The following is a 12846-nucleotide window of genomic DNA, read 5'->3' on the forward strand; positions in this document are numbered from 1 at the left end:
CACGGCCGAGTGGACCGGCGGCGACGCAGCTCAGCCGCGCAACGAACGCTCGACCCGCGCCCGGATCTCGACGGACAGGTCGACGGGCGGACGGGACGCGTCGAGCACGAGGAACCGCTCGGGCTCTGCGGCGGCGAGCCCGAGGAAAGCGGTGCGGACGCGCTCGTGGAAGTCGGCCTTCTCGGCCTCGAGCCGATCGAACGGTTTGTCGTCGGCGTCGAGCCGTGCCCGAGCCGCGGCGGGGTCGAGGTCGAGCAGCACGGTGATGTCGGGCAGCGCGCCGTCGGTGGCCCACAGCGACAGGTCGCGCACCTCGCCGGCGTCCAGCACGCGTCCGGCGCCCTGATAGGCGACGGATGAGTCGAGGTACCGGTCCTGCACGACGACGGCGCCGCGCTCGAGGGCCGGACGGACCACGGTCGCGACGTGGTGAGCGCGGTCGGCGGCGTACAGCAGGGCCTCGGCACGCGGAGCGATATCGCCACGGTGGTGCAGAACGATGTCACGGATGAGCACGCCCACGTCGCTGCCGCCCGGCTCGCGCGTGCGCACGACCTCTCGGCCGCTCTCGCGGAGCCAGGCCTCGAGGGCGGTCGCCTGCGTCGTCTTCCCCGACCCGTCGCCGCCCTCGAGGGTGATCCAGAGCCCGCGGTCCGCGGTGCCGGTCACTTCTTCTTTGCCGCGGGCTTGGGCGTCGTCGTGGTCTTGCGTGCCGCCGTCTTGCGCTTGGGCGCGGGGCCCTTGGCGCGCTTGTCGGCGAGCAGCTGAACGGCGCGTTCGAACGTGACCTCTTCGGCGTTCTCACCGCGCGGGATCGTCGCGTTGGTCTCACCGTCGGTGACATAGGGCCCGAAGCGGCCGTCCTTCAGCTTGATCGGCTTGCCGCTGGTGGGGTCGGCCTCGAACTCCTTGAGCGCGCTCGATGCGGCGCGAGCCCCGTACTTGGGCTGCGCGTAGACGGCGAGGGCCTCCTCGAGCGTGATGTCGAACAGCTGCTGCTCACTCGCGAGGGTGCGCGAGTCGGTGCCCTTCTTCAGGTACGGACCGTAGCGGCCGTTCTGGGCCGTGATCTCGTTGCCCGACTCGGGGTCGACGCCCACGACGCGGGGAAGCGACAGCAGCTTGAGCGCCTGCTCGAGGTCGACCGTGTCGACGCTCATCGACTTGAACAGCGACGCGGTGCGCGGCTTGGGAGCCGCTTCCTTCTTCTTCGTCGTCTTCTTCTTGGCGGGGGCGACCTCGCCGGTCGCCTCGTCGACGGTCTCCTCGGGCTCGGGCTCGAGCTCCTGCACGTAGGGACCGAAGCGTCCGTCCTTGACGACGATGAGCTTGCCGTTCTCGGGGTTCTCGCCGAGAACGCGGTCGCCGGCGACGGGGGCATCGATGAGCTCCTGCGCCTTCTCGGGCGTCAGCTCGTCGGGCGCGAGGTCGTCGGGCACGTTGACGATGCGCGTCTCGCCGTCACCGACCGGAACGTCGAGGTACGGGCCGTATTTGCCGAACCGCAGCGTCGCGACGTCGCCGATGGGCGTCGCGTTCAGCTCGCGGGCGTCGATGTCGCCGAGGTTCTCGACGATGTTGCGCAGGCCCACGTGGTTGTCGGAGCCGAAGTAGAACTCCTTCAGCCACGCCTCGCGCGCCTGCTCGCCCCGGGCGATGGCGTCGAGGTCGTCCTCGAGCGCGGCCGTGAAGTCGTAGTCGACGAGGTCGGAGAAGTGCTGCTCGAGCAGCCGGACGACACTGAACGAGAGCCAGCTGGGCACGAGCGCCTGGCCCCGCTTGGTGACGTAGCCGCGCTCGAGGATGACGTCGATGATGCTCGCGAAGGTCGACGGACGGCCGATGCCCTTCTCCTCGAGCGCCTTGACGAGGCTCGCCTCGGTGTAGCGGGGCTTCGGGCTCGTCGCGTGGCCCTTGGGCTCGACATCCGACAGCGCGAGTGCGTCGCCCACGGCGACGGGTGGCAGCGACTGGTCTGCGGAGCGGTCGTTGTCGCCGCGCTTCTCGTCGTTGCCCTCTTCGTACGCCTCGAGGAAGCCCTTGAAGGTGTAGACGGTGCCGGATGCCGTGAACGCTGCGCGCTTGCCGCCGGCATCGACCTCGAGCGTGACGGTCGTGGTCTCGTACTTCGCGTCCGACATCTGGCTGGCGACGGTGCGCTTCCAGATGAGGTCGTACAGGCGCTGCTCGTCGCGGTCGAGACCGGAGGCGACGGATGCGGGCGTGCGGAACTCCTCGCCCGAGGGGCGGATCGCCTCGTGGGCCTCCTGGGCGTTCTTGGCGTTGTTGCGGTACGAGCGCGGGCTCGCGGGAACCGCGCGGTCGCCATAGAGCGCGACCGCCTGCGTGCGCGCCGCCGTCACGGCCTGCGCCGAGAGCGCGGTCGAGTCGGTGCGCATATAGGTGATGTAGCCCTTCTCGTAGAGACGCTGGGCGACGCTCATCGCATGCTTGGCGCTCATCGAGAGCTTGCGGCCGGCCTCCTGCTGCATGGTGGAGGTCGTGAACGGAGGCTTGGGGCTGCGGGTTCCGGGCTTGGCCTCGACCGCGGTGACGGCTGCGGTGGCCGCCTTCTCGATCGCGGTCGCGAGCTCGCGGGCGTCCTTCTCGCTGAGGACGACGACCGCCTTCTTCAGCGCGCCGGCGTCGTCGAAGTCGGTGCCCCGGGCCAGCGGAGCACCGTCGAGCCGCGCCAGGCGCGTCGAGAACGAGCCGCCGTCCTTCGCCGCGTGGGCCTCGATGTCCCAGTACGACGCCGAGACGAACGACATCCGCTCGCGCTCACGCTCGACGACCATGCGGGTCGCGGCGGACTGCACGCGGCCGGCGCTCAGCGCCTGACCGTCGCGGCCGGAACCGATCTTGCGCCAGAGCACGGGCGAGACATCCCACCCGTAGAGCCGGTCGAGGACGCGGCGGGTCTCCTGCGCGTTGACGAGCGCGAGGTCGAGCTCGCGGGTGTTGTCGGCGGCCGCGCGGATGGCGTCCTTGGTGATCTCGTGGAAGACCATGCGCTTGACGGGGACCTTGGGCTTGAGCACCTCGAGCAGGTGCCAGGCGATCGCCTCGCCCTCGCGGTCTTCATCGGTGGCGAGCAGGACTTCGTCGGCGTCCTTCAGGGCGCGCTTGAGCTCGGCAACGGTCTTGGTCTTGCGATCGCTGACCACGTAATACGCATCGAAGCCGTTCTCGACGTCGATGGAGTACTTGCCGTACGCCTGCTTCTTGTCGGCCGGGATGTCCTCTTTCTTAGCGAGATCCCGGATGTGCCCGACCGAGCTGAGCACTTCGTACTCGTCGCCCAGGTAGCCCTGGATCGACTTCATCTTGGTCGGGGACTCGACGATGACGAGTTTCTTGCCGCCTGCCACGAGTCTTCCTTTCTCCAGCGCACACCATACACGCGCCACACGATGGAGGACGCTGGGAACGGCGCGCCATATCCTTCCGTCGGCATGCCAGGCCGCGAGGGCCGCGCGGGCGCGCGCACGCACGCGGAATACACCCTCCACAGGCCCGTCTGCGACGACGCGATGCGACGCGGTGCAGCGGTCGATCACGCATTGCGGACGACCGGCACGCGCGGGATGCCGGGCGCCCCCTTACGATCGCAGCAAGCCGGGGTTCCTGATCAGTCCCACTCGGCCAGGGTCGGTGGCTGAGGCGACCGAGCCGCTCCCCGGGGTAGTAGATCGGCGAGGGTGACTCGCCACCCCTGAGTCACTCCGGCGGACCTGCTCGAGAGCGCGCCTGAACGGTGAACACACCGGCCGGCGAGGCGACGACGACGGTCACGGTCACGCCGTCCACCTCGCACGCGGCGAACGCCAGCCCGGCGCGCGCGACGACCTGGCCGGCTCGTTCGCACGGCGCTCCCCCGACGAACCCGAGCGCAGCATCGGCCGCCGCAAGCGCCGCGGTGTCGGCGGCCGCAGACACCCGCGCCGACTGGATCGCCGCAGCTCCCGCCAGCACGCAGCCTGCGGAGACCGTCGCCGTCACCGCGAGAACACCGATGGCCGTCGCGACGCCGGCCATCAGAGCCCTCCGGAGAGCGCGCAGGACTCCGCCCGCAGCGCTGGCAACGGCAACGGGATGCCGTGATGGGCCGTCACGATCGCACAGGTGAGATCCGCGTCGGACCGGAGCTCGAGCGCCGCGCCCCCGACCGCTGTCTGCACGACCGCTGATGCCCTCCCGGCGTCCTCGCCCCGCGCGACGAGCCGTGCCGCCTGAGCCGCCGCGTGCTCGAGACGAATCTGCGTGCCCGCCGCCGCCAGCGCGGCGACGGCGAGCAGCACCAGAAGCATCGCCGCCGGCACGACGACCGCGAACTCGGCGGCGGCCGAGCCGCGATCGTCACGGCGGAACCTCATTCGACGGTCAACGCCCGTCGTACGAGATCGGTGAGGATGCCGCGCACCTCGTCGCTGCGCATGATCACCACCAGCAAACCGGCGAAGGCCACGGCGGCCATCGTCGCGATGGCGTATTCCGCCGTCGCGGCGCCGGACTCGTCGGCGAACAGCTTGGCGGCGCGCGCCCGCGTCAATCGAGGAAGGGATCGGTTCATGTCTGCTCCGTTCTGTGGATGCGTGTTCGGATCGGGCACGGTGGGCACGGTCTGGGTCTGGTCGGACGCGATCGAGCTCGCGCAGGGGTGGCCGCGTCACAGCGTCACCGAGGCTCTCGTCATCGCGCTGAGGAGCATCGGTGCGACGCCGATCAGGAGGAACGCGGGCAGGGTGCAGACCCCGAGCGGCAGCAGCAGCCGCGATGTCAGCTGCGCCGCACGCATCCGCCCCTCGATCCGGGCGCGGTGGCGCTCGAGCTCCGCGGTGGCGCGCAGAAGGTCCACTGCGGGCACTCCTGCGGATGCCGAGAGGTCGAGCACCTCGCGGTCTGCAGCCGCAGCCGCGACGTCGACGGAGGCCAGCACCTCCTCCGCCCGGCCGATCGAGACGCCGCTCGACAGGGCGATCGCAAGCAGTTCGGCCGACATACCGGGAACACCGTCGACCGATCGGGCGCGCGCTACGAGCCGACGCGTCCACACCTGCGCTCCCACCATCAGCAGCGCCCCGACGACGAGGCATGCCGCACCCACGGGATGCCGCAGGGTGGCGAGCACGTCGAAACCGAGCAACAGTGCGAGCGCCACGGCGACGAGCGGGAGCCACCCGACAAGCCGGGCCGTCGCCGTGGGCTCGGCGAGCGCGACACGGATGTCATCGCGAGCCTGTTGGGCGTCACGCAGAGCCTCGGCCATCCCGCGCAGCGTGCGCGCCAGCGGAGCGCCCACGGTCGTCGCGACATGCCAGGCCGCCGCGACCTCGCGCCACGCGCCGGGTTCCGCAGCGATGGCGTCGGTGAGGGGTTCACCCGCCCGTCGTCGTTCGTGCACCCGCCGGGATGCGGAGTCTCCCGAGGCGGCCAGGTGCTCCCAAGCCGCATCGGGTGCGATCCCGGCTTCGAGCAGCACGGCGAGACGGTGCAGGACGGGCGCCGCCTCCGCTGCCGCGGCATCCGTCTCCACCGGAGGACGGCGCGAGGGCCACGGGAATCTCATTCCGGCTCCTCGATCCCGAGGCGCCCGTCTCGCAGGACCGGGCGGGCGATTCCCTCGACCCGGCGAACGCCGTCGACGTTCCCGACATGGACGATCGCGCCGATCGCGCTCACCACCTGGCGGGCGACGCCGTGATCGTCGAGGCCCGCCAGCGCACCCAGCGCCTCGAGCCGCGCCGGCACGTCGGCGAGACCGCTGGCATGCACGGTGCCGGCGCCGCCGTGGTGCCCCGTGTTCAGGGCGGTGAGCAGCTCGCGAACCTCCTCGCCGCGGCACTCCCCCACCACGAGCCGATCGGGTCGCATGCGCAGCGCCTCTCGCACCAGACGGGCCAGCGGTACCGCCCCGGCCCCCTCGAGATTCGGCTGACGGGCTTCGAGTCGCACGTGATGGGGGTGATCGAGCCTCAGCTCGGCGACATCCTCGATCGTGACGATCCGGTCAGTCGGGCTCGCGGCGGACAGGAGCGCTGCGAGGAGCGTCGTCTTCCCGGCGCCCGTGGCCCCCGTGACGAGGAGATTGGTGCGGTCCGCGACGAGCCGACGAAGGTCTGTCGCGACCGCGGCGTCGAACATCCCGCGCTGCTCGAGATCGGCAAGACTCAGCTGCTCGATTGCCGGGAGCCGGATCGAGATCACCGAACCCCCGCAGGCCACCGGCGAAAGCACGGCGTGCACCCGGATGCCGCCGGCCCAACGCACGTCGGCACAGGGTGTCGCATCGTCGATATGTCGTCCGCCGAGGGCGATCAGCGCGACAGCAAGAGCGCGGACCTCGCCATCGCTGGGCCGCCACCGGCCCACGTGCTCGGCGCCGCGCCCGCGGTCGACGAAGACGCCGCGCTCTCCGTTGACGAAGACGTCCGTGACGGCCGGGTCGATCAGATGCTCGCGCAGTGGATCGAGCGCAGCATCGTCGGGAAGCTTGCGCTGCGGCGCCGGAGTCGGCGCCGTTTGGCCGCGTGAGGCTGCGGCGGAGCCCGGGCGGGGAACGACGACGAATGCTGATGCCATGCCCCGACATTAGGAAGCGCCCGTGCCCGCGTTCGCGGGCCACCGCCATTCCTGGCACAGGCCGTGTCCTGCCAACGCTGGGGAGGAACCGGAACGAGAGACTGACATGGTGATTCAGGACGAGTCGATCGGTTCGGTTCACCGCAACAGAGATTTCCGATGGTTGTGGGCGTCGAATGCCCTGCAGGAGACCGGACGCCAGTTCGCGACACTCGCCCTGTCGGTGACCGCGGTGGCCGTCCTCGGCGCCGAGGCGTGGCAGGTCGGTGTCATCTCCGCCCTGGGTCTGAGCGCGTACCTCGTCATCGGTCTTCCGGCCGGCGTATGGGTCGATCGGTGGCCTAAGAGGCCCGTCCTCGTTGGCGCCGAGCTCATCCGGGCTGTCGTTGCGGCGAGCGTCGCGGTCGCGTACATCGCGGGCTGGCTCTCGGTGTGGCAGCTCATGGTGGTCGCCGCGATCATCAGCGTGACCTCGGTATTCTCCGACACGGCGCAGACGGCGTTCACCCCGGCCATCGTCGGGCCGTCACGGGTGTCCGAAGCCACGGCTCGAATCCAGTCGACCGACACCTCGATGCAGGTCGTCGGCCCCGCGCTGGCAGCGGCCGTGCTCACACGCCTGGCGGCTCCGCTCCTCTACGTCGTCACGTCGGTCACCGGCATCCTGGCCGCCGTCGCGGCCTCGCTCATCCGCGCACCGGAGCCCCGCGAGAAGGGTGTCACTCCTCCCCCGTTCTGGGCGTCGCTGATCGAGGGGATCGCGTTCGTCCGGCGGCATCGCGTTCTTCGGACCATGCTCGTCACGAACGCCCTCATCAACGCCGGCGCCGGCGTCTTCGCAACGCTGATCGTTCTCGTCGCGCTCGACGACCTCGGGATGACCGCGAGCGGCTACGCGCTCGCGAGCGGCATCGGAGCGACCGGCGCCATCATCGGTTCGCTCGTCGCCATGCGGATCCGCAACCGCCTCGGCCCCATCCGGACGATGCTCGTCGGATACTGCCTGCTTCCCGTGGCCGCGCTGATCCTGCCATCCGCGTACGTGGTGCCGCTTCCTTCGGTCGTGTTCGTCGCGGGGTCGAGCTTCGCCTTCGGCCTGATCGTCGTGACGACGATGATCAGCTCCGCCGGCCTGCGCGCCGAGGTGACTCCGCCTCAGCTGATGGGACGCGCCACCGCCGCGAACCGATTCGTCACGCAGGGCGCCATGCCCCTCGGGGCACTCGTCGCGGGCATCGTCGGCAGCGCGGCATCGAACGGTGTCGCCCTGTTGCTGTCGCCTCTGCTGCTGACACTCGCAGCGGCCGCGTTCGCCCTGTCGCCGCTGCGGCCCCACCGTGCGCTGCCGGACGAGTGGAAGCACCACCTCGCCGCGTGAAACCCGGGAGAAAAGAAGAAGGACGGCACCCCACATTGGGGGATAGGGGTGCCGTCCACGCAACGTCCCGCCGCTTGGGGGGTAGGTCGGGCCGCCACGGGCGCGATCGATGTCGCAGCCACGGATCAGCTTACGCTGTCGAACCCGCTGCGACCCAATCACCGCACCGCCGCGCCACTCTCGGCACGACCACCCACTATCGGCGGTAGTCTCCTGATCTCGCCGCGGTCTAGATTGACCGCACGCCGCCGTGCGCGGCGCCATCGACCGCGAAGGAGCGCGCCGTATGAGCAGCCAGATCGACCACCTGCTGACCGAGACCCGGCGTTTCGCGCCGTCGCCGGAGTTCGCCGCATCCGCCGTCGGCACCGCCGAGCTCTACGAGCGCGCGGCAGCCGACCGCGAGGGCTTCTGGGCCGACCAGGCCCGGGAGCTGCACTGGCACAAGCCCTTCACGCAGGTGCTCGACTGGTCCAACCCCCCGTTCGCGGAGTGGTTCGCCGACGGTGAGCTGAATGTCGCGTACAACTGCCTCGACCGCCACGTCGAGGCGGGTCTCGGCGACCGTGTGGCGCTGCTGTGGGAGGGCGAGCCGGGTGATGACCGCGCCGTGACCTACGGCGAGCTCACCGACGAGGTGAAGCGCCTCGCCAACGTCCTGACCGGGCTCGGGATCGAGCAGGGCGACCGTGTCGCGATCTACATGCCGATGATCCCCGAGGCCGTCGCCGCGATGCTCGCCGTCGCCCGCGTCGGCGCCGTCCACTCCGTCGTCTTCGGCGGGTTCTCGGCCGACAGCCTGCGGACCCGCATCGACGACGCCGGCGCCAAGCTGGTGATCACCGCCGACGGCGGCTATCGCAAGGGCAAGGTCTCGCCGCTCAAGCCCGCCGTCGACCAGGCGCTGGCCGACCGGGGCGCCGGCCCGCAGCTCACCGTCGAGCACGTCATCGTCGTGCGGCGCGGCGGCAACGACATCGAGTGGAATGACGAGCGCGACCTGTGGTGGCACGACGTCGTGCCCGCAGCCTCCCCCGATCACGAAGCGCAGGCGTTCCCCGCCGAGAACCCGCTGTTCATCCTGTACACCTCGGGCACGACCGGAAAGCCGAAGGGCATCCTGCACACCTCGGGCGGCTACCTGACGCAGGCCGCGTTCACCAACCGCGTCGTGCACGACCTGCACGCCGAGACGGACGTCTACTGGTGCACCGCCGACATCGGGTGGGTCACCGGCCACAGCTACGTCACGTACGGCCCGCTCGCCAACGGCGCGACGCAGGTGCTCTACGAGGGAACCCCCGACACGCCCCACTCGGGCCGCTCGTGGGAGATCATCCAGAAGTACGGCGTGACGATCTACTACACCGCCCCCACCGCGATCCGGTCCTTCATGAAGGTCGGCCGCCAGGTTCCGGCGCAGTACGACCTGTCGAGCATCCGCCTGCTCGGTTCGGTGGGCGAGCCCATCAATCCCGAGGCGTGGATGTGGTACCGCAAGGTCATCGGCGGCAAGAAGGCCCCGATCGTCGACACGTGGTGGCAGACCGAGACCGGCGCGATCATGATCTCCGCGCTGCCGGGGGTCACCGAGACCAAGCCCGGATCGGCGCAGGTCGCACTGCCCGGCATCTCGATCGACGTCGTCGACGAGGAGGGCAACCGCGTGGGCGAGGGCAACGGCGGGCTGCTCGTCATCACCGAGCCCTGGCCGAGCATGCTGCGCGGCATCTGGGGCGACCCTGACCGCTTCGTCGAGACCTACTGGGAGAAGTTCCAGAAGCAGGGCTACTACTTCGCCGGCGACGGTGCCCGCCTCGACGACGACGGCGACATCTGGCTCATGGGCCGCGTCGACGACGTCATGAACGTCTCGGGGCACCGCCTGTCGACCACCGAGATCGAATCCGCGCTCGTCGCGCACGAGTCGACCGCCGAGGCCGCGGTCGTCGGAGCATCGGACGAGACCACGGGCCAGGCCGTCGTAGCCTTCGTCATCATCAAGCAGAGCTACCTCGACGCGCACTCCCCCGACGGTCTAGCGACGTCGCTCCGGCAGTGGGTCGGCGAGCAGATCGGCCCCATTGCACGGCCCCGCGACGTCTACATCGTCGGCGAGCTGCCGAAGACCCGCTCGGGCAAGATCATGCGTCGTCTGCTGCGGGATGTCGCCGAGGGCCGTGAGGTCGGCGACACCACGACGCTGGCCGACACTGCGGTGATGTCGGTCATCAGCGCGCAGCTGAAGTAGCCCGCGACCGGCCTCGATCGCGTCACTCGGCGTCGCGGTCGAGGCCGCGCGCCCGGATCTCCTCGATGTCGAGGTCGGCGAGGATGCGCCTCGCCACGAGGTCGTCGATCGTGCCGTCGCGCCGCAGGCGCAGCAGCACCTCGCGCTTGCGGTCGAGCATCGCCAGCCGCAGCCGCGTCGCCTCCCGGTGCCGGATGAGCGGCGAGCGCTGCGTCAGGTCGATGTCGTCGCTGACGGCGAGCATCTCGAGCTGCGGCGCAGGCCGGTGCCCGTCCCCGTCCGATGGCCCGGGCGGCACCGGGCCCATGCGCGAGGCATCCTCGTCGGACGAGTCGTCGTCGATGTCGGCATCCGAATCGCGTTCCTCGGCCGCCCGCTGACGCGCGACGGCGCGGGCGTTCGCGAGCTCGAGGCGTTCGTAGCCCTCGTGACGGGCACGGTCGCGAACACGATCGCTGACCCCGTGCTCTGCGGCGAGGTCGTCGAGAGCTGCGAGGGCGGCGCCCGAAATGGCCCGCTGGGCGAGCTCGTACTCCTCGATCGCCGCATCGTCGGCGGGCAGCTTCGCCCAGCGGATGACGACGGGGAGCAGCGGCCCCTGCACGAGCAGCGTGAGCACGATGACGCCCGCCGTGACGAACACGATCGAGTCGCGCCCCTCGACCGGCTCACCCGACGCCGTCGTGATCGGCACCGACAGTGCGATGGCGAGCGAGACGGCCCCGCGGAACCCCGACACGGTGCTGACGACGCGCGAACGGTGCCGGAGCGACCTGCTCGACCCGGCCGCCGGACGCGAGAAGGGCGAGAACAGCCACTGGAACAGGTAGCGCACGACGAACAGCGCCACCCATGCCGCGACGGTGACGAGAAGCAGGATGCCGATCTCCGACGGCGAGATCTCGTGCAGAACCAGCTGCACCTCGAGGCCGATCAGCACGAACAGCGCACCGTTGAGCAGATACACCCCGAACGGCCAGGTGGCATCGGCGGCCCGGCGCGACATCGCCGTCGTGATGCGCGGCGACACCCAGGCGACGATGAGCCCCGCGAAGACGACGGCGAGCACCCCGGACGCCTCGATCAGCTCGGCGACCAGGAAGGCGACGAACGGGACGAGCAGCAGCGTCAGGTTGATCGTCAGGGTCGACTGCATCCGTCGCAGGGCGAGGAAGGCGAGGGCTGCGACCGCGATGCCGGCCGCCGCCCCGCCGAGGTACGACAGCAGCACCATGCCCGTGATCGAGAGCGCGCTCACCTGGTCGCCGAGGAGGAGCGAGACCGCGATGGCGTAGAGGACGAGGGCGGTGCCGTCGTTCGTGAGGCTCTCCGCTTTGAGCTTCATGAAGGTGCGGGCGGGCAGCAGCCGGCCGAGGGCGGCCACGGCGGTGGCGTCGGGCGGCGCGACGGCCGCGCCGAGCACGAGGGCGGCCTCCCACGGCACACCCAGCCACGTCGCGACGGCCGCGACGGCGAATGCCGAGGCGACGACGAGCAGGGTGCTCATCGGCACGATGTAGCGGAGCGACCGGCGGACCGAACGCAGCGACGTCGTCCACGCCTCGCGGAACAGCAGCACCGGCAGGAACAGCAGCAGCACCGTCTCCGGCGGCAGCTCGATGGCACGCAGCTCGGGGATGAACCCGAGCAGCAGACCGATCACGAGCAGCACCAGCGGCGTCGCGACGCGCAACCGCGGCGCCAGGACGGTTCCGACGAGAAGGGCGATGCCCAGCAGAACCGTGACCTCGAGTCCCTGCATCCCTACCGCCCTTCCGCGTGGTCCACACCAGAGCGTAGGGCCGCGAGCCACGGCACGGGCGGTGTTCCGCCCGAGGTTCGCGGCGGGCGGAGCGCCCGGCGATCAGACCAGGGCGAAGACGACCTCGACCTCGACCGGCGAGTCGAGCGGCAGCACCGGCACCCCGACCGCCGACCGTGCGTGACGACCGGCCTCGCCGAAGATCTCGCCCAGCACTTCGCTCGCGCCGTTGATGACGCCGGGCTGGCCGGTGAACTCGGGGACGGAGGCGACGAATCCGGTCACCTTCACGACCCGAGCGAGGTTGTCGACGCCGCCGGCCACATCCGCTGCGGCGGCGACGGCGTTGAGCGCGCACTGGCGAGCGAGGTCCTTGGCCGTCACGGGCGCGACGAGGCCATCGCCCTCGCCGACCTTGCCGGTCGCGGGCAGCGAGCCGTCGACCATGGGCAGCTGCCCCGACGTGTAGACGAGTCCGTCGTGCTCGGTCGCGGGGATGTATGCCGCGACGGGCGGAACGACGGGCGGAAGCTGGATGCCGAGCTCCGTCAGCCGTGCAGAGACGCTCATGCGCCCGTCCCCTCGAACTGCTGAGCGGCCTGCTGGGCGGCGCCGAGACCGGCGTTGGCCGCTCCGCCGCCGACCGGACGCTTGAAGTACGCGACGAGACCGCCCTCGGGGCCCGGCACGACCTGCACGAGCTCCCACCCCTGCTTGCCCCAGTTGTTGAGGATCGCCGCGGTGTTGTGGATCAGCAGGGGCGTGGTGAGGTACTCCCACGTCGTCATCGGGGCTCCGATCTTCGGCTTTCGCTCGCGCGCCGGCATGCGCGGAGGCACGCGCGCAAGGGGTGGTCCTGAGGCGGATGCCCAG

At 70.6% G+C, this 12846-nt stretch carries 12 protein-coding genes; 2 read left to right on the plus strand and 10 right to left on the minus strand.

The window, feature by feature from the left end; all coding sequences use genetic code 11:
• Positions 1-30: 30 nt before the first annotated feature.
• The 7 genes from tmk to CBF90_RS06350 all read right to left on the minus strand — a co-directional run bounded on the left by tmk (position 31) and on the right by CBF90_RS06350 (position 6582).
• Positions 31-669 carry a dTMP kinase gene (tmk, locus tag CBF90_RS06320; RefSeq protein ID WP_064955050.1) on the minus strand — a complete coding sequence of 213 codons (639 nt, stop codon included), beginning with the start codon at positions 667-669 and terminating at the stop codon, positions 31-33.
• On the minus strand, positions 666-3371 hold the full coding sequence (topA, locus tag CBF90_RS06325) for a type I DNA topoisomerase (RefSeq protein WP_088380175.1): 2706 nt from the start codon (positions 3369-3371) through the stop codon (positions 666-668). Before topA ends, tmk begins: the two co-directional genes overlap by 4 nt.
• 349 nt (positions 3372-3720) lie before the next feature.
• Positions 3721-4038: a helicase gene (locus CBF90_RS06330; protein ID WP_071917842.1), complete on the minus strand. Its 318-nt coding sequence runs from the start codon at positions 4036-4038 to the stop codon at positions 3721-3723.
• Positions 4038-4376, minus strand: coding sequence for a TadE family type IV pilus minor pilin (locus CBF90_RS06335; RefSeq protein WP_064955052.1), 339 nt, complete (start codon positions 4374-4376; stop codon positions 4038-4040). Before CBF90_RS06335 ends, CBF90_RS06330 begins: the two co-directional genes overlap by 1 nt.
• A complete protein-coding gene (locus tag CBF90_RS06340) occupies positions 4373-4573 on the minus strand; it encodes a DUF4244 domain-containing protein (protein WP_064955053.1) in 201 nt (66 codons plus the stop codon). Before CBF90_RS06340 ends, CBF90_RS06335 begins: the two co-directional genes overlap by 4 nt.
• 96 nt (positions 4574-4669) lie before the next feature.
• On the minus strand, positions 4670-5569 hold the full coding sequence (locus CBF90_RS06345; protein WP_088380176.1) for a type II secretion system F family protein: 900 nt from the start codon (positions 5567-5569) through the stop codon (positions 4670-4672).
• Complete coding sequence (locus CBF90_RS06350; protein ID WP_084670255.1) at positions 5566-6582, minus strand: TadA family conjugal transfer-associated ATPase; 1017 nt, start codon at positions 6580-6582, stop codon at positions 5566-5568. The genes CBF90_RS06345 and CBF90_RS06350 overlap by 4 nt, the downstream gene beginning before the upstream one ends.
• Positions 6583-6688: 106 nt before the next feature.
• On the opposite strand from CBF90_RS06350, the gene CBF90_RS06355 reads away from it, so the two are divergent.
• Positions 6689-7960 (plus strand): MFS transporter, encoded by a 1272-nt coding sequence (locus CBF90_RS06355; protein ID WP_088380177.1) that lies wholly within the window; start codon positions 6689-6691, stop codon positions 7958-7960.
• A 286-nt stretch (positions 7961-8246) separates the two neighbouring features.
• On the plus strand, positions 8247-10211 hold the full coding sequence (acs, locus tag CBF90_RS06360) for an acetate--CoA ligase (protein ID WP_023955038.1): 1965 nt from the start codon (positions 8247-8249) through the stop codon (positions 10209-10211).
• Positions 10212-10233: 22 nt separating this feature from the next.
• Here acs and CBF90_RS06365 read toward each other — a convergent pair whose 3' ends face one another.
• The 3 genes from CBF90_RS06365 to CBF90_RS06375 form a co-directional block, all read right to left on the minus strand.
• The gene (locus tag CBF90_RS06365) at positions 10234-11973 is read right to left on the minus strand and encodes a Na+/H+ antiporter (protein WP_023955040.1); all 1740 of its coding nucleotides are present in this window, start codon (positions 11971-11973) and stop codon (positions 10234-10236) included.
• 102 nt (positions 11974-12075) lie between these two features.
• A complete protein-coding gene (locus CBF90_RS06370; protein WP_064955059.1) occupies positions 12076-12543 on the minus strand; it encodes a RidA family protein in 468 nt (155 codons plus the stop codon).
• Complete coding sequence (locus tag CBF90_RS06375; RefSeq protein WP_023955044.1) at positions 12540-12761, minus strand: DUF4177 domain-containing protein; 222 nt, start codon at positions 12759-12761, stop codon at positions 12540-12542. The genes CBF90_RS06370 and CBF90_RS06375 overlap by 4 nt, the downstream gene beginning before the upstream one ends.
• Positions 12762-12846: the final 85 nt, after the last annotated feature.

This window comes from Microbacterium sp. AISO3 (assembly GCF_002204305.1).
In the GTDB taxonomy this organism is placed as follows: Bacteria; Actinomycetota; Actinomycetes; order Actinomycetales; family Microbacteriaceae; genus Microbacterium; species Microbacterium arborescens.

What these genes read in the sequence shown, in the direction of transcription:
- acs (WP_023955038.1), top strand. Translation starts at nt 8,247, where the DNA reads ATGAGCAGCCAGATCGACCACCTGCTGACCGAGACCCGGCGTTTCGCG.
- CBF90_RS06340 (WP_064955053.1), bottom strand. Translation starts at nt 4,573, where the DNA reads ATGAACCGATCCCTTCCTCGATTGACGCGGGCGCGCGCCGCCAAGCTG.
- CBF90_RS06365 (WP_023955040.1), bottom strand. Translation starts at nt 11,973, where the DNA reads ATGCAGGGACTCGAGGTCACGGTTCTGCTGGGCATCGCCCTTCTCGTC.
- CBF90_RS06350 (WP_084670255.1), bottom strand. Translation starts at nt 6,582, where the DNA reads ATGGCATCAGCATTCGTCGTCGTTCCCCGCCCGGGCTCCGCCGCAGCC.
- CBF90_RS06335 (WP_064955052.1), bottom strand. Translation starts at nt 4,376, where the DNA reads ATGAGGTTCCGCCGTGACGATCGCGGCTCGGCCGCCGCCGAGTTCGCG.
- CBF90_RS06330 (WP_071917842.1), bottom strand. Translation starts at nt 4,038, where the DNA reads ATGGCCGGCGTCGCGACGGCCATCGGTGTTCTCGCGGTGACGGCGACG.
- CBF90_RS06345 (WP_088380176.1), bottom strand. Translation starts at nt 5,569, where the DNA reads ATGAGATTCCCGTGGCCCTCGCGCCGTCCTCCGGTGGAGACGGATGCC.
- CBF90_RS06355 (WP_088380177.1), top strand. Translation starts at nt 6,689, where the DNA reads ATGGTGATTCAGGACGAGTCGATCGGTTCGGTTCACCGCAACAGAGAT.
- CBF90_RS06370 (WP_064955059.1), bottom strand. Translation starts at nt 12,543, where the DNA reads ATGAGCGTCTCTGCACGGCTGACGGAGCTCGGCATCCAGCTTCCGCCC.
- CBF90_RS06375 (WP_023955044.1), bottom strand. Translation starts at nt 12,761, where the DNA reads ATGACGACGTGGGAGTACCTCACCACGCCCCTGCTGATCCACAACACC.